17 protein-coding genes are annotated in these 18,098 nt (G+C 37.5%); 5 read left to right on the forward strand and 12 right to left on the reverse strand.

Going from position 1 to position 18,098, the window contains the following annotated elements; genetic code table 11:
• The first annotated feature begins 15 nt into the window (after positions 1-15).
• The gene (locus H4J62_RS02115; protein ID WP_182214451.1) at positions 16-270 is read left to right on the forward strand and encodes a hypothetical protein; all 255 of its coding nucleotides are present in this window, start codon (positions 16-18) and stop codon (positions 268-270) included.
• On the opposite strand, the gene H4J62_RS02120 is transcribed toward H4J62_RS02115, so the two are convergent.
• Positions 260-1,627, reverse strand: a complete 1,368-nt coding sequence (locus tag H4J62_RS02120) for an MATE family efflux transporter (protein ID WP_310733554.1) — start codon at positions 1,625-1,627, stop codon at positions 260-262. The two genes, H4J62_RS02115 and H4J62_RS02120, sit on opposite strands and share 11 nt — an antisense overlap.
• A gap of 93 nt (positions 1,628-1,720) precedes the next feature.
• Between H4J62_RS02120 and H4J62_RS02125 the strand changes: the two genes are divergently transcribed.
• Positions 1,721-2,770 carry a polysaccharide deacetylase family protein gene (locus H4J62_RS02125; protein WP_182214452.1) on the forward strand — a complete coding sequence of 350 codons (1,050 nt, stop codon included), beginning with the start codon at positions 1,721-1,723 and terminating at the stop codon, positions 2,768-2,770.
• Positions 2,771-2,828: 58 nt separating this feature from the next.
• Here the strand turns inward: H4J62_RS02125 and H4J62_RS02130 are convergent, their stop codons facing one another.
• The 5 genes from H4J62_RS02130 to H4J62_RS02150 form a co-directional block, all read right to left on the reverse strand.
• Positions 2,829-3,470 carry an SCO family protein gene (locus H4J62_RS02130; protein WP_182214454.1) on the reverse strand — a complete coding sequence of 214 codons (642 nt, stop codon included), beginning with the start codon at positions 3,468-3,470 and terminating at the stop codon, positions 2,829-2,831.
• 175 nt (positions 3,471-3,645) lie between these two features.
• On the reverse strand, positions 3,646-4,590 hold the full coding sequence (cyoE, locus tag H4J62_RS02135) for a heme o synthase (RefSeq protein ID WP_182214456.1): 945 nt from the start codon (positions 4,588-4,590) through the stop codon (positions 3,646-3,648).
• A gap of 9 nt (positions 4,591-4,599) precedes the next feature.
• Positions 4,600-5,607: a heme A synthase gene (locus tag H4J62_RS02140; protein ID WP_182214458.1), complete on the reverse strand. Its 1,008-nt coding sequence runs from the start codon at positions 5,605-5,607 to the stop codon at positions 4,600-4,602.
• Between the two features lies 1 nt (position 5,608).
• Complete coding sequence (locus tag H4J62_RS02145; protein ID WP_182214460.1) at positions 5,609-6,169, reverse strand: hypothetical protein; 561 nt, start codon at positions 6,167-6,169, stop codon at positions 5,609-5,611.
• A 26-nt stretch (positions 6,170-6,195) separates the two neighbouring features.
• Positions 6,196-6,927, reverse strand: a complete 732-nt coding sequence (locus tag H4J62_RS02150) for an SURF1 family protein (RefSeq protein WP_182214462.1) — start codon at positions 6,925-6,927, stop codon at positions 6,196-6,198.
• A 56-nt stretch (positions 6,928-6,983) separates the two neighbouring features.
• Here H4J62_RS02150 and H4J62_RS02155 point away from each other — a divergent pair, with 56 nt between their 5' ends.
• Entirely contained in the window at positions 6,984-7,199 is a 216-nt protein-coding gene (locus H4J62_RS02155) for a DUF2909 domain-containing protein (RefSeq protein WP_070375487.1), read from the forward strand.
• A gap of 78 nt (positions 7,200-7,277) precedes the next feature.
• On the opposite strand, the gene H4J62_RS02160 is transcribed toward H4J62_RS02155, so the two are convergent.
• From H4J62_RS02160 to H4J62_RS02185, 6 genes are all read right to left on the reverse strand, one after another.
• The gene (locus tag H4J62_RS02160; protein WP_182214464.1) at positions 7,278-8,162 is read right to left on the reverse strand and encodes a cytochrome c oxidase subunit 3; all 885 of its coding nucleotides are present in this window, start codon (positions 8,160-8,162) and stop codon (positions 7,278-7,280) included.
• A 52-nt stretch (positions 8,163-8,214) separates the two neighbouring features.
• Entirely contained in the window at positions 8,215-8,796 is a 582-nt protein-coding gene (locus H4J62_RS02165; RefSeq protein ID WP_182214466.1) for a cytochrome c oxidase assembly protein, read from the reverse strand.
• An 11-nt stretch (positions 8,797-8,807) separates the two neighbouring features.
• The gene (gene ctaD / locus H4J62_RS02170; RefSeq protein ID WP_182214468.1) at positions 8,808-10,400 is read right to left on the reverse strand and encodes a cytochrome c oxidase subunit I; all 1,593 of its coding nucleotides are present in this window, start codon (positions 10,398-10,400) and stop codon (positions 8,808-8,810) included.
• Positions 10,401-10,411: 11 nt separating this feature from the next.
• On the reverse strand, positions 10,412-11,968 hold the full coding sequence (coxB, locus tag H4J62_RS02175; protein ID WP_404842430.1) for a cytochrome c oxidase subunit II: 1,557 nt from the start codon (positions 11,966-11,968) through the stop codon (positions 10,412-10,414).
• A gap of 565 nt (positions 11,969-12,533) precedes the next feature.
• Entirely contained in the window at positions 12,534-13,169 is a 636-nt protein-coding gene (lexA, locus tag H4J62_RS02180; RefSeq protein ID WP_182175283.1) for a transcriptional repressor LexA, read from the reverse strand.
• Between the two features lie 76 nt (positions 13,170-13,245).
• Positions 13,246-14,064, reverse strand: coding sequence for an alpha/beta fold hydrolase (locus H4J62_RS02185; RefSeq protein ID WP_310733553.1), 819 nt, complete (start codon positions 14,062-14,064; stop codon positions 13,246-13,248).
• Between the two features lie 375 nt (positions 14,065-14,439).
• On the opposite strand from H4J62_RS02185, the gene H4J62_RS02190 reads away from it, so the two are divergent.
• Together H4J62_RS02190 and H4J62_RS02195 are read left to right on the forward strand one after the other, a co-directional pair.
• Positions 14,440-14,970 carry a DUF6942 family protein gene (locus H4J62_RS02190; RefSeq protein WP_182214469.1) on the forward strand — a complete coding sequence of 177 codons (531 nt, stop codon included), beginning with the start codon at positions 14,440-14,442 and terminating at the stop codon, positions 14,968-14,970.
• Between the two features lie 120 nt (positions 14,971-15,090).
• Positions 15,091-18,090: an ATP-binding protein gene (locus H4J62_RS02195; RefSeq protein ID WP_259364761.1), complete on the forward strand. Its 3,000-nt coding sequence runs from the start codon at positions 15,091-15,093 to the stop codon at positions 18,088-18,090.
• Positions 18,091-18,098 lie beyond the last annotated feature (8 nt).

Consider the following 18,098-nt stretch of genomic DNA (forward strand, 5'->3'; position numbering starts at 1 on the left):
ATTCATTAATTTAAAATGATAACAATACTTGAAAAATTAGGCCAAGACCCGCAAAGAAGCTTAGTGCTTTTTACTCGCGGACTTGGTCTTTTTGCTATTGGCGCTTGCTTAATTTTTATCGGTTACTATTACCATTATTATTGGCAAATCGCCGGCATTGTTTTTTTAGCTGTTGGTCTGTTAACCTCTGCTTGGGGTTACAGTGGGATCTTTGCTAATCGTTTACTCAATATTTTTGATCGTCAGACAAATAAAAAAATTAAAGACTAATGGGTTGTTTTTCTATAACGCGATAATAATGCCAAGCTAAGCTTAATCCTCGAACCAGCAAAAACACACTAAATGCAGCCCATAACCCATGATTACCAAAGCCTTGTAATAGCCACCACATTGGAAAAAAGCAACCAAAGGTCGCAATTATCATGCTATTTCGCATCACTTTGGCTTTCATTAGACCAACAAAAACACCATCAAATAAATAACACCAACAGCCTAATACAGGTAAGATAATCATCCAATGTACATATTGTTCGGTCGAGAAAACAACCTCTGGAATATCGGTTAGTAAACCAATCAAGAAATCACCTGCTATGGCAAAGAGTGCACTATAAGTGAGCGCAAAGAGTCCTGTCCAAAATAAAGCGATTTTAACGACAAAATTACGCTGCTTAAGATTCTTTTGCCCTTGTGCTTTACCCACTAGCACTTCTGCTGCATTGGCAATGCCGTCTAATCCAAATGAGATTAACAAAACAAAGTTCATTAAAATGGCATTAGTTGCAATAACATCATCCCCTAACCTAGCCCCTTGAAAAGTAATAAAGACAAAACAAATCTCTAAGCACAGTGTTCGAATAAGAATATCTCGATTAAGTTGAAAGTAATTGGTCAGCGCTGACTTCTCAAATAACTGATCTCTGATAGCTGTAAATTTACCCACCATTTTTATTAATATACTTTTTAGGGGTTGTCGATTACCTGTCTGTTGCGCAAAGATAATATAAGCCAACCCTATAATAACACCTGAATATTCAGCAATTAACGTTGCTGATGCCACCCCTTGCACTTGCCAATCAAACACTAAGACAAACAATAGATCTAGCGACAAGTTAATTAAGTTAGTGACGATCAATATCCACATTACAGCCTTAGCTTTATGATTGCCCAACAACCATCCTAATATAACAAGATTTGATAACGCAGCAGGTAAACCCCAAATACGGATATCACAATATTGTTTAGCATAAAATTGTATTTGTTCAGATCCTCCGGCTAAACCTAAGCTCAGATCAAGATAAAAAGACTGTAACAAAATCAGTGCACCACCAATTAAGCAAGCCACTAACAAACCTCGTAGCAGAACCAATAAACTTTTTTGTGCGTTTTCTTCACCTAATGCCTGAGCGGTAAGACCTGTAGTCGACATACGTAAAAAGCCACACAACCAAGTAACAAAGGTAATAATCATTGCCCCGACTGTACTGCCACCTAGGTAATAGGCCTGGTCTAAATGTCCTAAAACAGCAGTATCAACTAAGCCTAGAAGAGGTATGGTGATATTTGAAAAGATCATCGGTAAGGCGATGAGGAATAGTTGTTTATGGTGGTTGATAGTATTAACGTTCAAAAAAGTATTCCATATAAAAATTACCTGAAAATTTACTATAAAAAGAAAGCAAAACGCGCTATTTTTATGACTGACTAAACAAGGGCTTCACTCATGAAATTTTTATTACCTGCACTATTGCTATCTTGCTTTCACTTTTCTAGCTTTGCCGCTGTAATTTTACAATATCACCATGTTAGTGACAAAACACCGGCAAGTACTAGTATTTCACCGGAACAGTTTCAAATTCATATGCAGTATTTATCTGATAACAATTTCAATGTTATCGCGCTTTCAGATTTAATGAATTCTATCAAGAAACAGCAACCTATTACTGACAAAACAGTGGCAATAACTTTTGATGATGCTTATCTTGATATTCTACTCAATGGTAAGCCTATTCTCGACAAATTTAATTATCCTTTTACGATTTTTATCAACCCTGCCATTGTTGAGCGTGGTTCGAGTAACTATCTTACTTGGCAACAACTTAAAACGATGGCTGATCAAGGCGTTATTATAGCTAACCATGGCATGGAACATGACTCTATGGCCCGTATTAGTGAAGGTTTAACCGAACAGCAATGGCTAATGAAACATACTGAACTATTATTAGAGGCTGAAAGTATTATTAAAGAAAAAACCGGACAAAGTTGGCGCTATTTTGCCTACCCTTATGGTGAGTACACTCCGGCAGTACAACAATGGGTAGCACAAAACGATTTCATTGCTTTTTCACAACAATCAGGAGCCGTAGGCTTAGCGACAGATTTAACAAGCGTGCCACGTTTTCCTGCGTCAAAACCCTATGATCAAATATCTAGTCTGCGTGATAAATTAAAATCTTTACCTTTCAACATGACTTTACGTAATGAGAATGCAAGTACTATTGTCGAGTATAACCAATCAAAATCAGTGACTTTTGATGTTGTCGTTGAAGATTTTCTTCCCGCACAATTGAACTGTTATATTTCGGGTTTAGGTCGACAAAAAATAGAATGGCAAGAAGAAAATAGCTTTACCATTAATTATAGCGCGCCCTTGCCCATTGGCCGTGTTCGCTGTAACTGTACCGCGCCAAGTATTAGTGAGCCAGGACGTTATTATTGGTACTCAAAGCCTTGGTTTGTCTTAAAAGAAGGTATGCAGTGGTATCCGCTTTAACAAATATAGCGATTTAATAAACTTGTCAGCCCATAAAGTTAAGGATGACAAGTTTCCTTTATTCAGCTAATTTTACAATCTTTGCAAAATCACTGACCAGTTTCTCGCCATCAATGGTAGGTAATACACCCAAGGCTTGTCTAGGCTTAAAAATAGCCGCGATATCTCCCTGTGGATTAATTAACACTAAAGAAGCACTGTGATCGACTAAGTAACCATTATTGTCGGCTTCATCGCCTTCAGGCTCGTTAATCGCGTACATCATGCCAAGGTTACGAGCAAACGGAAATAACACACCATGGTCACCCGTAAGCGCAATAAACTCCTCATTAAAGTAAGCTATATACTGAGCTAATTTTTCTGGCGTATCTCTACTAGGATCAACAGAAACCAACAAAATTTGTGTATCTTTACTGATCGCTTTTAAATCGTCATAAACAAAGTTTAGTTCTTGTAATGTAGTCGGGCAAACATCAGGACAAGAAGTATACCCTAGAAATACCCACGACCATTTATTGGCTAATTGTTCTTTGGTAAAGGCTTGGTTATGATGATTCGTTAATTGAAACGGCTTAACTTCCCGAACCTGCTGATAATATAAAGCATGTTCGGGCTGTGGTAATACTGTCGCTTTTTGAAAGACAAAAAAACCTACTGCACCAGCAACAAGGGCGACAATGACATACAACAACTTGTTCATATTTAATTATTTCCGTTTGTCTTATCCAATAACCATTTGACTGATTAAATGGTCTACTTTTCATCTGGAAAAATAGATAAATACCCGATATAAAATTTAGTAAGTCGTTATCCTACTACTAAATATTATATCGAAGTAGCTTTGTCCTTACCCTTAACAATGATCAGATAATTGATCAGCTTGGTATCATAGGTAACAAATAATGGTCAAGTAATAGGATAATAAACAAGCCCATTAAATGTACGATTGAAAACTTAAAAGTGTCCATTGCCGTATTCTCATCGGCATTAAACTTAAGTTTCCAGGCGTAAGCAAAAAACATCAGATTCAATGTTACTGCGCCAATTAAATATAACCAATTACTCATTCCCACTAAATAAGGTAACAAGCCAACAACAAAAAGTAACACGGTATAAAGTAAAATTTGGGTTTTTGTAAAGTTTACCCCATGGGTTACCGGCAACATGGGAATATTTACTTTTGCATATTCATCTTTACGATGTATCGCTAAAGCCCAAAAATGAGGAGGTGTCCAAGTAAAAATCAATAACACTAATAACAAAGCATTAGGGTGTATTTCATTGGTCATTGCTGTCCAACCTAACAGTGGTGGTATGGCTCCAGCTAAGCCACCTATCGTGATATTTTGAGGCGTAGCACGTTTCAAATACATAGTATAAACAAAACTGTACCCCACCAAACCTGCAAAAGTAAGCCATGCCGTTAAGGGATTAACCAAGCTATATAAAATGGCAAAACCACTGACCGCTAAAAACATAGCAAACAAAGTCGCATTTCTCGGCGTTAAACGTCCCGTAGCAACGGGCCGGTTATAAGTTCGCCCCATAATACTGTCAATTCGTTCATCAACAATGTGATTTATCGCGGCGGCGGCTGATGATAAAAAGCCAATACCGACCATTGAAGGAATAAGCACTTGCCATGGAATGGTACCCGGTACAGAAAGACACATCCCCACCAGAGCGGTTAACACTAAGAGTGCCACTACACGAGGCTTAGTGATTTCATAATAATCTCGCCAAATAGCGGTTTTAGTCTCTATAACTTCAGGTGTAGTTGCTGGCCCGTTTGGGCTTTCTGTTGATACTGATTCGCTCATAAGTATTCCTTATAATTTCCGTCGTAAACTGTAGGTTAACGTGATCAAAGACAACATTAGACATGCTGCTACCACGTTATGACTCACCGCAACTGCTAACGGTAATGAGAACCAGATATTGCTAATACCCAATAATATTTGGCAACTAAGAATAAACGCTAAGCTAATAGCTGCATTCTTAAAAAATGCAGATTGAGATTTTCGAAATACCATTAATGCTAACCAAAAAAGATAAAGCCCAGTGACAATGGCTCCTAATCGATGAACAACATGAATCGTTACACGTGAAGCATGAGATAAATGGCCAAATTCGTAACTGTCTTTTTCTGGTGGGATCAAATCAAATGAATCTTCGAAGGTCAATTGCTCTTGCCAGCCTGACTGGCAAATAGGTAATTCAGTACAAACCAAGGCAGCATAGTTTGACGATGTCCAGCCCCCTAAACCTATTTGTGCGGTTAACAGTACAATACCAATTAAGCCGTATCTGCCATATTTCTTAATGGCGAAATCACCACCTGGTACCCTAAAGTCAGCCAAGCGTAAGTATAATAAAAATAACAAACTCAAGGTTGTAAAACCACCAAGTAAATGACCCATAACGACAATCGGCATTAGTTTCATGGTTACGGTCCACATGCCCAAGGCCGCTTGGAAAATGACCACCACGAGTATCAACATCGGCAACCTTAATGGCGTACCTTGATCGCGTTGTCGGTAAGACATAAATGCTATCGCTAGAATTAATAAACCCAACGCACCAGCAAAATATCGATGGATCATTTCATTCCATGCTTTATGCGCTTCAACTTTTCTTTCTGGAAATGCTTGCTCTGCTTTAATAATTTGTTCTGCGGTTGCAGGTACATCAATTAATCCATAACAACCTGGCCAATCTGGACAACCTAAACCCGCATGCGTTAAGCGCGTATAAGCACCTAAGCTAACCACGATTAGTGCTAATAGAATACTAATTAAGACTAAGGTACGAACACGATGATTAACACGATTTTTCATCTTAACCCACCCTTGAATACTTAAGTAATTTCTTCATATCGGCTAAAATTTCTTTACCAAACATTGCTTGAGCATCATCATTTGTCGGTGGTTTATGAGATAAAACCACATTACCTAAAGGGTCAACAACTAAGACTTTGGTATCTGATAAAAAGTCATCAACTAGACTTGGAGTAGAAATGATCACCCAGCTGTTTTCAGTTAACCTTTCCGTTTGCTGAGGTGAGAGTGGATTAGGAGAAAGTGCGACGCGCTTTACTCTGGGCATTTCTCTACCCAGGGCTATGTAAGAGTTATTAACACTAAGTAACGTTTGTTCACAGTGATCATCACAATGCTGTGGCAAGCTATAAATAATTGACCAAGTTTTTTGTAAAGCGGGTTGACTCAAGCCTAACTTTTCTAAAGTCAGTTCATTCTCAACTAAAGTGCCTTTGTTCGTCACACCATAATCAAGCCAATTTTGAGTTAAGGCGAGTTTTGCTAACACGATAGGGAGGATAAAAGCGCCCAGCACCATGACCATACTACGACGAGATTTTTTCTGTGATACATCATTCATACACTTAGACCTTATTATTTTTTTTATTAGTGATTTAACGCTTGTTCACTATTTTTACCCAACTTAATTGACGCCCATATCATCAACAATAACCATGCAATCGCTAAACTGAACCATTGAAAGGCATAAGCACGATGTTTTTCAGGTGGCATAACAATTGGTTGCCAATTTTTTTCATAACCCACACTCTCTGTTTTATCTAAGTAGACGACAAAGGGCAAGAGTTGACGTGAAATTAATGTTGAAAATTTATCTAATTCTATCTGCTGAACACGCAATGGCCACTCACCTTTAACCAAGACTTGTTCCATTAACATTATGCCTTGCTCTATTTTACGTACGTGACCTGATAGTTGATACTTTCCAGTAATAGCCTGCACATCGGGAATTTCTTGACGATTTATAGAACCTACTACCCAACCTAAATTAACTAAGACCGCCTGCTCACCACTATTAAACACTTGATAAACACGATAACCTAATTGTCCTTTATTCGTTTGGTTGTCTAATAAAAAAATAGTATTATTATCAAATTCCCCAAACATAGTGATCGGTAGATCATTAATTTCATTTTTTTCTGAGAGCACTTGAGAAAGTGACAAGGCTTGTGTTTGGCTCAATTGTGTAATGGTTGCGATGCGTTGCTCTTTTTGTAAAGCACGATCACTTTGCCATAATCCGAGTTTTACTAATCCGGAAAAAACAAGTAGGGTAAATATCAACCAAGGTAGGCGAATGTTTGATATAAAATTTTTCAAACAATTAATTCCTTAAATATGCTTAAAGCGAACATAACAACATAGGAAATTTTTAAATGGCATTTGCGATAAAAATAATTATTATTGGCTGCTTAGTCTTCATGGTATTTAGCCTGTTTCAGGCACTCTTTGTCTTAAACAAAAATGACCCAAGTAAACCGTCAATGTCAAAATTTATTGGCCGACGCGTGATGATTTCAGCCTTCATTATTATACTTATGCTAGTCGCTATTTTAACAGGCGTTATTACGCCACACCCACGACCATTCTAATCAACTCGCTTAAAAATAAAAAGTAGGTGAAGCTAGCTTCACCTACAATATTTCTTAAACGTTTATATCAGTAATTTTTTATACGATATAAACAAAAACAAACAGTATCACCCAAACCACATCAACAAAATGCCAATACCAACTTGCCGCTTCAAAAGCAAAAGCATTTGTTGGGGTAAAGTGGCCTTTTAACACCCTTAAAAATACCACAATAAGCATGACGGTACCTAAGGTAACGTGCATACCATGAAAACCGGTCAGTAAGTAGAAAGTTGAACCATAGATACCACTAGTTAAGTACAATTTCATTTCTTCTGAATAGCCGTGCATATACTCGACAACTTGCAAGAATAAAAAGACAACACCTAATAATATGGTAAAACCTAACCATATTTTCAGCATTTTACGATTATCTTTTTCTAAGGCTGAATGTGCTAAATGTGCAGTAATTGAAGACGTTAATAACAAAATAGTATTAATTAACGGTAGGCCATACCAGCCCATTTGAGTTGTTTCGGTTCCATCTGGTGTGACTAATAACGGCCAACTTGCGACAAACTCAGGCCATAAAACAGCACCAGTCATGGCATTATTATCTGCGCCGCCCAACCAAGGGACTGATAACGTGCGGGCATAAAATAAGGCACCAAAGAATGCTGCAAAAAACATCACTTCAGAAAAGATAAACCAGCTCATTCCTTGACGAAATGAGTTATCCATTTGATGGCTATACTTACCTGCCATCGATTCGTTTATAACGTTACTGAACCAACCATAGAGCATGTATATAACTAAACAAATGCCGGCAAGCAATATGTAACCGCCAATGCCACCTTCGCTACTATTTAACGTAGAAACATAGTTCCCGGCGCCAACAGCAATTAAAAACAGTGCCACTGCGCCAACAATTGGCCAATGACTTTGTGATGGTACGTAATAACTTTCATATTCTTTTGTTGTCATTATTATTCCCCTAAACAAATACTGTTACACGCTAAGTGCTCAGTATAAATTGCTACGATTCCACTTTTCCGGTCACGTCATACAAAGTGTAAGACAAAGTTAGCGTTGAAATATCTTCAGGTAATTCTGGGTCAACATAAAACTGTAACGCCATTTCTACCTCTTCATTCGCTTTTAGCGGTTGCTGCGTAAAACAAAAACATTCAATTTTTTGAAAATACGCTGCCGCTAAACCGGGCGATACTGACGGAACTGCTTGGCCAATAATATCGCGGGTGGATTCATTTTTTGCATAAAATTTAACAAGTTTCATTTCACCGGGATGAACTTTTATTTCACGGACCATAGGTTCAAACTGCCAAGGTATACCTTGGGCGGTTCGACTAATAAACTGCACCGTAACAATCCTTTTTGTGTCAATCTGCTCAACATTATAGACAGCGGCGGCAGTGGTTGACGTTTTTCCATTCAAACCAGTAATATCACAAAACACATCATATAAAGGGACAAGTGCAAAACCAAAACCAAACATACCAAAAACAATCATAACCAGCTTTTTTATCACTTGATTGTTTTTCGTTATAGCAGTGCTATCTTTGTTATTTGAATTTTGCAATTCGTCACCTTTATTCATATTTTATTAACTTAATCAATTTTTGGTGGTGTTGAAAATGTATGGTACGGAGCAGGACTTGCAACAGTCCACTCTAAACCTTCAGCGCCATCCCAAGGTTTAGCCGATGCTTTCTCTCCACCTCTAATACACTTAATGACTACCGCTAAGAATATTAGTTGCGAAAGACCAAAGGCAAAACCACCAATACTGACCCACTTGTTGAAATCAGCAAACTGCAACGCATAATCTGGAATACGACGAGGCATGCCCGCTAATCCTAAAAAGTGCATAGGGAAGAATAGTAAATTAACTGAAATCAGTGAACACCAAAAATGCCATTTAGCTAACGACTCGTTATACATATGACCTGTCCATTTTGGCAACCAGAAGTATGCACCAGCATAAATCGAGAATAATGAACCGGTAACTAATACATAATGAAAATGAGCAACAACAAAGTAGGTATCATGGTATTGGAAATCAACAGGTGTTAATGCCAACATCAAACCAGAGAATCCGCCTATAGTAAATAAGATGACAAACGCGATAGAAAATAACATCGGCGTTTCAAAGCTCATTGAACCACGCCACATAGTTGCGACCCAGTTGAACACTTTAACACCCGTAGGTACGGCAATTAACATGGTGCAATACATGAAGAACAGTTCACCAAATAACGGCATACCTGTCGTGAACATGTGATGCGCCCAAACAATAAATGACAACACAGCAATCGATGCCGTTGCATAAACCATTGAGCTGTAGCCAAATAACTTCTTACGAGCAAACGCTGGGATAATTGTCGAAACAATACCAAAAGCAGGTAAAATCATGATGTAAACTTCAGGATGCCCGAAGAACCAGAAAAGATGCTGGAACAATACCGGATCACCGCCACCAGCGGCATCAAAGAAACTCGTACCAAAATAAGTGTCGGTTAACAACATAGTTACCACACCTGCGAGCACGGGCATCACCGCAATCAATAAGTACGCGGTAATAAAAAATGTCCAAACAAACAATGGCATTTTCATGTAAGTCATACCAGGCGCACGCATATTCATAATAGTAACAACAATATTAATTGCGCCCATTATTGATGAGATACCCATAATATGAACAGCAAAAACAAAAAATGCCGTACTACCATTTGAATAGGTTGTAGAAAGTGGTGCGTAGAATGTCCAACCAAAGTTAGGCGCACCTGACTCCATAAAGAATGTAGACAAAAGAATCCCAAAAGCAAAAGGTAGAATCCAGAAGCTCCAGTTATTCATACGTGGTAAGGCCATATCTGGAGCACCAATCATCATAGGTATCATCCAGTTAGCAAACCCGGTAAAGGCCGGCATAATTGCACCAAATACCATGATCAAACCATGTACGGTTGTTAGCTGATTGAAAAAATCAGGCTCCACTATTTGTAAACCGGGTTGGAATAACTCGGCTCGAATAACCATGGCTAAAGCGCCGCCGGTTAATAGCATAATAAAAGCAAACCATAGATATAACGTACCTATATCTTTATGGTTTGTCGTGTACAACCAACGTTTGATGCCTTTCATTTTATGGTCATCATGATGATCGTCGTGCGATTCTTGTTCTATAACGTCTGTAGTCATTTTATATCCTCCTACTTCGCACTAGCAGCATCAACAGCTGCAGGTTGTACTAAATCACCGGTGTTATTGCCCCAAGCATTACGCTCATAAGTAACAACTGCCGCTATTTCGGTTTTAGTTAACTGACTACCAAAAGCAGCCATAGCAGGGTTTTTCTTACTGCCATTAATAACCATATCTATATGCACAGCAATATCACCCAGTGCAATTGCACTACCTTTTAGTGCTGGAAATGCCGGAGGTAAACCCGCACCAGAAACTTGATGACAAGCAGCACAAGCTTTCATGTAAACTTGCTCACCCATAACCATCAGTTCATCTTCGCTGTACACTTTAGTTAGATCTTCTACTGGGGCTTCTTCAGCAACCATTTCAGCAACTGCTACCGGTGTTTCTGTGTCATTGCCTGATCCCTTAGCAGCACCTTTAACATCAGCGGCTTGTACGGCATCACCGGTATTGTTACCCCAAGCATTACGCTCGTAGGTCACAACTGCAGCAATTTGCTTCATACTTAACTGCTTACCATAAGCTTGCATACCTGTACCCGCTTTACCATTGAGTACAATATCAATATGCTCGGCAATACTACCCGTAGCAACTGGACTTCCTTTAAGTGCAGGAAATGCAGGAGGTAGACCAGCACCAGAAACTTGATGACAGGCAGCACAGTGGGCAATATAGGTAGTTTCACCCAAGGTCATCAATTCATCCATTGATGCGGAAGCGTTAAGAGATGCTTTCTCAGCAGCAGCGGCTTGAGCGTTGAGTTGGTGTTGTTCATCAAGCCATTTTGCATAGTCTGCTTCAGACTTTACTTCGACAACAATTGGCATAAAACCATGGTCTTTGCCACAAAGTTCAGCACACTGACCTCGGTATATCCCAGGCTTGTCAACTTTTGTCCATGCTTCATTAATAAATCCTGGGTTAGCATCTTGCTTTACAGCAAAAGCAGGTACCCACCAAGCATGAATAACGTCGTCAGAAGTGATTAAAAATCGTACTTTTTTATTAACTGGAATGACAAGGTGTTTATCAACTTCGAGTAGGTAATTTTCACCTTTGACTTTATCGCCAGCATCAACATTAAGGTGTTTACCTTCTTGTGTTTCATACTGTGATCTTGGCGTCGATAAAACGGAGTAGAACTCAATATCTTGATCAAAATATTTGTAATGCCATTTCCACTGAGAGGCGGTAACTTGAATGGTAACGTCAGAATCGTCGTTATTTTCCATTTCAATCAGTGTTTTTGTTGCTGGTACAGCCATAGCGATAAGAATGACAATGGGAATTGCTGTCCAGAGGATTTCTACTTTTGTACTTTCATGAAAATCTGCTGATTTAGCCCCTTTGGATTTTCGATGGAAAACCATTGACCAAAACATAGCACCAAAAACGACCACACCAATTGCTACACATATATACATTGCGAGCATATGTAGATCGTAAACATCTCTACTTACTTCTGTTACACCCTTGGTCAGATTTAATTGCATATCTGCCCAAGCTGAACTGGAAAGAACACTCCCCAACAACAGCCAACCTAGGTTACGTCTTTTCACACGACATCTCCTTCACCCTATAAAAGTTTAAAACTTGATACCTAGGACAAAACACATCCTTTAGTACGGATTTTTATTATTTTCTTAGCGATTTTGTTATCAACCAGTTAGCGTCGACAACATCGCCTTATATTTATATTTGTACACATTCCAAACTAGAATTACTTAAAAGTTGATCTGGGTCAATTTAAAAATCGAGCTATTTTAAAATAAAAACCAATAAAAACAATAGAGTATCAACTCTAATACAGGCAAAGGCCTAATAACAAAGGGCTGTAGCCGTAGTATTAAAAATAAACAGCTGAGTATAAATACGCGTATTGTAAAAATTGATCTTGGTTGTTTTTTAATCAGAGAAAGATAAAGTTGTTTGAATGGGCTTTAGAATGAAAATTATTCTTAGTAAAGAGAAAGGTTTGCATGAAAAGAATACGAAAGGTTAGAAAAGCAAACTTTAGCCTATTTTATACACTAAAGTTTGCGGAGCAGTTTTACATATTTAATACTATATTTGTTAGATAAATTGGCTTAGTTACCACCAAGTTTATTGGATAGGTTAACTTAATTACATCCAGTCTGCCGAGCGAATAACGCCAACAGCCAACCCTTCAATATTAAACTCTTGATCAGACAAATCGACTTTTATAGGAGAGAAGTCATCATTTTCAGCATGTAAGTAAACGATGTTACCTTCTCGTTTATAACGTTTAACCGTAACATTTTCTTCGACACGAGCAACAATTACTTGGCCATTCTGTACATCGGTCGTTTGATGAACCGCTAACAAGTCACCATCAAGTATGCCGATATTTTTCATGCTTTCGCCATTAACTCTCAATAAGTAATCAGCAGCTGGGTGGAACAAATTACCATCAACTTTGTAATGATCTTCAACATGCTCTGCAGCTAAAATAGGTTCACCTGCAGCCACTCTGCCGATTAAAGGTAAACCGGCTTCTTCCATTAACTTCTCAGTCAAACGAATGCCGCGAGAAGTACCTGGCAACATTTCTATATAGCCTTTTTTAGCCAAAGCTTTTAAATGTTCCTCTGCTGCATTTGCTGATTTAAAGCCAAAAAACTTGGCTATTTCAGCACGCGTTGGTGGCATGCCCGTATCGCTTATTTTGTCTTTGATCAGATCAAAAACTTGTTGTTGTCGGTTCGTTAGAGGGCGTAATTCGCTGATTTCATTTAGCATAGGGAGCCTGTAAATTTACACAGTTGTTACTGTGAGTATATACAGGTCGTTAGTAAAGGCAAGTTTTCTAGTCGAATTATTTTTGAAAACTCCCTGATTTTAAATAATGGATAACTTGTTCGATAACTTTTTCGTTTTTCATCATAAATGGATGGGTCGTTTCCATTTCAATGTGATCATTCATACCATCAAGTTTGGTACTAGCAACCGAAACTTTACCATCATCTTTATCAGGAATAAGTGTTGATAATATCCAATTAATACTTTGATTACCGGCAATAACACCCAAATCAAAATTAGCATTGCCAAGGTTACTAGGGACACTGAATTCGCCGGTACCTAATTGCATACCCGCATCACCATTGATGAAACTAAAACCAGGTGTATTTTTTAGTTTATCAACAACTTCACTGCCTTTGTTTGGTGGACCTAGCATCACGACTTTATGTAAATTAGGTATTTTATGCATACTTAAATATTGGCGAACTAATATACCGCCCATTGAATGGGTAACAAAGTTAACTTGGCGATTTTCACAAATTAATAGCGCTTTAGAAATCACTTTTTCAGCCAACTCTTCTATCGAATAATCTCTAGAAGGGTAGTTGATATTTATCACAAAATATCCTTCTGCTAACAATCGTTTTTCAATAGCTTTCATGGAGTTAGCCGAACGTGCAAGCCCATGCAGTAAAATTACACATTCACCATTAGCTAAAGAATCTGCTGGCTCTTCAAAAGAAGCTTGAATTTTATAGCCACGTTCAACCGAAGTATCTAAGCTTTCTTGTTCAATCATATTTTTTAAACGAGTTTCTGCATCAGTAATTTTTTTACTAAATTGTTCTTTAAGTAGCGCTAGGTCTGACTTAAGTGCTGCAATTTTTTCATTCATAGCTGCGCTCCATCATTTTTTTTTAGAATTCATTATTGATACTGTAGTCATGTTAAACAGCAGCTAAGCAATATATTTTTAGCTGCCACAAATATAAAATATAAAACAGTTTTCTCCAACAAAATTTGAAACCATTACCCTTGTAATGTCATTTTTTTCGATAAACTTCTCGCGTGGACCTTTAAATAGCCATAGAAAGCTATACGATATTAACATTTTATATTAGTTATCTGTTAGACATTGATAATCTTCAATCGATCTAACTTTACCAGTAACTACATACATTCAAGCAAAAAAATTTTAAGGACGTTTTACTTGTCTCGATTATAAATTTACAATTCAACATACCCCCCACGTAAAATGAGTTAAGTACCATTGAATGTTATTGGTTTAGGTTGCTCAAACTTTAGCGTCGCCGTTTATATTGGCAATAAACCGAGTATGCTTGAATATCAGCAATTATCTTGTCTATCGCCGCTAACCTTGGGCGAAATAGAGATGGTTAATCAAGCTTGTGGCAATGGTTGGCGGAAAGTTTTCAATGTTTATGCGAAGCTGCTTTACGCACTCGATAAAGAAAAATTCGCTTACTCAACACTTGCGCCAACTTGGCAAAAATATCGAGAGCGATTTTTGCTGCAGCAAGGCTCTCAAACGGCTTTATTATTTTCTCCGCCTCAGTTATCAACCACTAAGCAAACTCTGCATATTATTTGTGGAAAAACCTACGCCAAAAATTTGTTAGCGACAAATCAACTAAACGCTAATTTCACTTGGCTAGATGAGCAATTTGCTATTGATAAAGCTAAAAATTTAATTGTGTGTCCCTATTTTGATTATCGGCAATTGTCGAATGCTAATATTGAAAAATTAGCCTTTTTACTCAACGATATAAATAGCCAGTGAAAGCTGGCTATTCATTTATATAGTGTTAAATTAATGTATACTATATTTATTAAAGGAGAAAATAATTAGCCTCATGATTAGGCAACATACTAAACGTCACTTTAATATTGGATCACATCATTGCTATATTTTAATAAAAAAACACTTTTATTTATTACAATAATTTTAACCTTATTACCCTATGCAACGATCACCAGCACGCTTGATATTTCCTCTGCTTTTTTGCTATCACTTCCTACTATATTATTACAGGCTACCGCAGTATTCTTTGTTGTTCATAGCTATTTACAGACCAGATCACGTTCATTAAAATTGTTCTGGCAGTTTTTCTCTCTCGCTATTATCATTGATCTTATTTCGGGTGTTATCTTCGCAGGTAACTACATAAACACCCCCCCGATCCTGCAAGATTTTTTCTCTTTGTTCAGTTACTTTTTTATCTTACTGGCCATAGAAACCAACCCGCATCTCAGCGAAACGCCACTCAATAAATACATTGCGGGTCGAGTGCCAGCACTATTTTTTACAGTCACCTGTTTTTGTTATTTCGTACTGCTGCCAGAAGAGTTTTCAAAAGCGTTAGATCACAGGTTATTACCGTCATTATTATTTCATATCACCATTTCTGGCCTCATTTTTATTAGACTAATCAGCTGTGTTATTTTTTGTCATGAAAAATTTTGGCGCGCTATTTATTGGCCATTAGCCATTGCCTCATTAGCTTTGTTAGTTGATAACACTAATAGTTATTTTCTTCTTCAAGAGCAAGCCCTTTATAAAGACAATTATACGAACAGCTTAATAGCGTTAATCCCATACTGTGGTCTTATTTTTGCCGCAAGTGCATCATTAAACATTCAAAGACCGACCAAACCTATTTCAAAAGATACCTTTCCCGAATTTTACATTTTATTGCTGGTGAGTATTATTTTTAGCATTCATATCGTTGGTTTAGAAGTTGGGGCACACTACATTACAAATTCTTTCTGGCAGTCTTTTGTTATTGGTATTTGGGGCGTTATTGCTTTTATTTTAGTCATTCTTATTGCTTACAATAAAAGAAAAAACACGCTCGAATTTAAGGAAAACGCTTTCACTCAGCAACAAGAACAAAAAGAGTTAATACAGACCAACCATAAATTACTCAGCTCAATTCTTAATAGTGAAGACAAAGCCATTGTCCGAGCATCTAATAATGCTATTTTGACGACATCAACGGGCGGCGAAATATTATCGTCAAACCCTGCCGCAGTTCAATTGTTCCAAAGTTTAGAACATGAATTGAAAGGCACGAATGTCAGCACACTTTTTTCTGCAGAAGACACTATGCATTACTTTTTTGGCTTCAAAAGTAATGTATACGCCTTACAACGTAAAGATATCGGTATTTCAGTAGAGTGTGCTGCTCGACGTGCCGATGGTACTGAATTCCCAGTTCAGGTTGAATTGCAGTGGGCAGATCGCGAAGAACAACCCCTTATTGTTATTACCTTTATTAATTTAACTTCACGAAAGTTAGCTGAAAAGCAGATGTTAGATTTAAAAGATAAGTTTATTGCGAACATTTCCCATGAGTTTAGGACGCCATTGACAATTATTAATGGCATTTTAGACCAATATCTACTCAAAGCTCACAGTAAAGAAGAAGGGTTGGAACTTACTACCGCTAAGCGTAATGGTTTGCGTTTAGTTCGTATGGTTGAACAACTATTAGAACTCTCTCGCCTTACTGACAACCCTAAGCTTTCATTGTCTACTTATCGATTAAGTCAGTTAATGGCTATGCCAATTGATTCATTTTCACGCTTAGCTAAACAAAATGATTTAAGTTTTGATGCTGAAATATCTGATGATCTTTGGCTAGAATGCGACGCTCAAGGTTTTGAGAAAATCATCTTCAACTTACTTGCTAATGCGATTAAATATACACCTGCTGGCGGTAGCATCAAGGTCAGTGCTTATGTTGATCAAGATAATGTTATTTTAGAGATTACAGATACCGGCATAGGTATTAATCAAGCATCACAAAGTAAAATCTTTGAACGCTTTCAAAGAGCTGATGATGAAAAAAATCATGCTGTTTTTGGTGTAGGTATTGGTTTATCTTTAGTTAATGAATTGGTAAAAGCGCATAACTGGCGTATCAATTTAGTCAGTGAATACAATAAAGGCAGTAAGTTTTCTCTATCAATCCCTTTAGCTACCGCTGTCGAAATAGAAACTCAAGTGCCAATGAGTGTATCTCAAAGCGAAGTATCATCATTGCTGTTAGAACAAAATAATAATAAAACTAAAGCAAAAAATCATTTACATAATGTCGTGTTAGTTATTGAAGATAATCTCGATATGCAAAATCACATAAAACGTGTGGTTGAACAGCAACATCATTGTTTATTAGCAATGAGCGGCGAACAAGGACTGCTCATCGCCGAGGAATATATACCAGACCTTATCGTATGCGATATAATGCTAACGGGCATTGATGGCTTCGAAGTACTTAAACAATTAAAAGAAAATGAACTTACTTCTCATATTCCCGTTATTTTGCTTACCGCCCGTTCAGACTTAGATAGTCGACTTCACGGCCTAAATTTACAAGCAGATGAGTATTTAAGTAAACCTTTCAATCAACAGGAATTATTAATACGTATTGAAAATTTGATTGAAAATCGTAAATTACTCCAGCAGAACTATTTACATAAATTTCGTGACCATCAAAAAGAACAACAAAAAGAAAGTAGCGTAAAAAAAGTGTCGCAGTTAACTCCAAGCGAAAGTGCTATCTTATCCGTTGATGAAAAGTTTATAGAGAAGCTAGAAACCATTGTTGCTAAGATGTACTTGGAAACTGATTTAGGTATTCAAGATCTAGCCAGTAATATGGCGATGAGTGAACGCCAACTGCAGCGAAAAATGAAAGTAACACTGGGCACAACACCTAATAACTTCATTAAAGAGTTCCGTCTAGCAAAAGCACAGATATTGCTACAAAATGGTTCTAAAATTGGCAGAATAGCCTTAGATGTTGGTTTTTCTTCACAAACATATTTTGGTCGATGCTTTAAAGAGTCGTTTAACTGCACCCCAAAACAATATCAACAACAATTCATTAAAAGCTAACCACAAAG

The sequence above is a fragment of the Colwellia sp. BRX8-5 genome (assembly GCF_014077325.1).
GTDB lineage: Bacteria > Pseudomonadota > Gammaproteobacteria > Enterobacterales > Alteromonadaceae > Colwellia_A.

Coding starts and splice junctions, on each gene's coding strand:
- H4J62_RS02115 (WP_182214451.1), top strand. CDS start 16: ATGATAACAATACTTGAAAAATTAGGCCAAGACCCGCAAAGAAGCTTA.
- H4J62_RS02125 (WP_182214452.1), top strand. CDS start 1,721: ATGAAATTTTTATTACCTGCACTATTGCTATCTTGCTTTCACTTTTCT.
- H4J62_RS02130 (WP_182214454.1), bottom strand. CDS start 3,470: ATGAACAAGTTGTTGTATGTCATTGTCGCCCTTGTTGCTGGTGCAGTA.
- cyoE (WP_182214456.1), bottom strand. CDS start 4,590: ATGAGCGAATCAGTATCAACAGAAAGCCCAAACGGGCCAGCAACTACA.
- H4J62_RS02140 (WP_182214458.1), bottom strand. CDS start 5,607: ATGAAAAATCGTGTTAATCATCGTGTTCGTACCTTAGTCTTAATTAGT.
- H4J62_RS02145 (WP_182214460.1), bottom strand. CDS start 6,169: ATGAATGATGTATCACAGAAAAAATCTCGTCGTAGTATGGTCATGGTG.
- H4J62_RS02155 (WP_070375487.1), top strand. CDS start 6,984: ATGGCATTTGCGATAAAAATAATTATTATTGGCTGCTTAGTCTTCATG.
- H4J62_RS02160 (WP_182214464.1), bottom strand. CDS start 8,162: ATGACAACAAAAGAATATGAAAGTTATTACGTACCATCACAAAGTCAT.
- H4J62_RS02165 (WP_182214466.1), bottom strand. CDS start 8,796: ATGAATAAAGGTGACGAATTGCAAAATTCAAATAACAAAGATAGCACT.
- ctaD (WP_182214468.1), bottom strand. CDS start 10,400: ATGACTACAGACGTTATAGAACAAGAATCGCACGACGATCATCATGAT.
- lexA (WP_182175283.1), bottom strand. CDS start 13,169: ATGCTAAATGAAATCAGCGAATTACGCCCTCTAACGAACCGACAACAA.
- H4J62_RS02185 (WP_310733553.1), bottom strand. CDS start 14,064: ATGAATGAAAAAATTGCAGCACTTAAGTCAGACCTAGCGCTACTTAAA.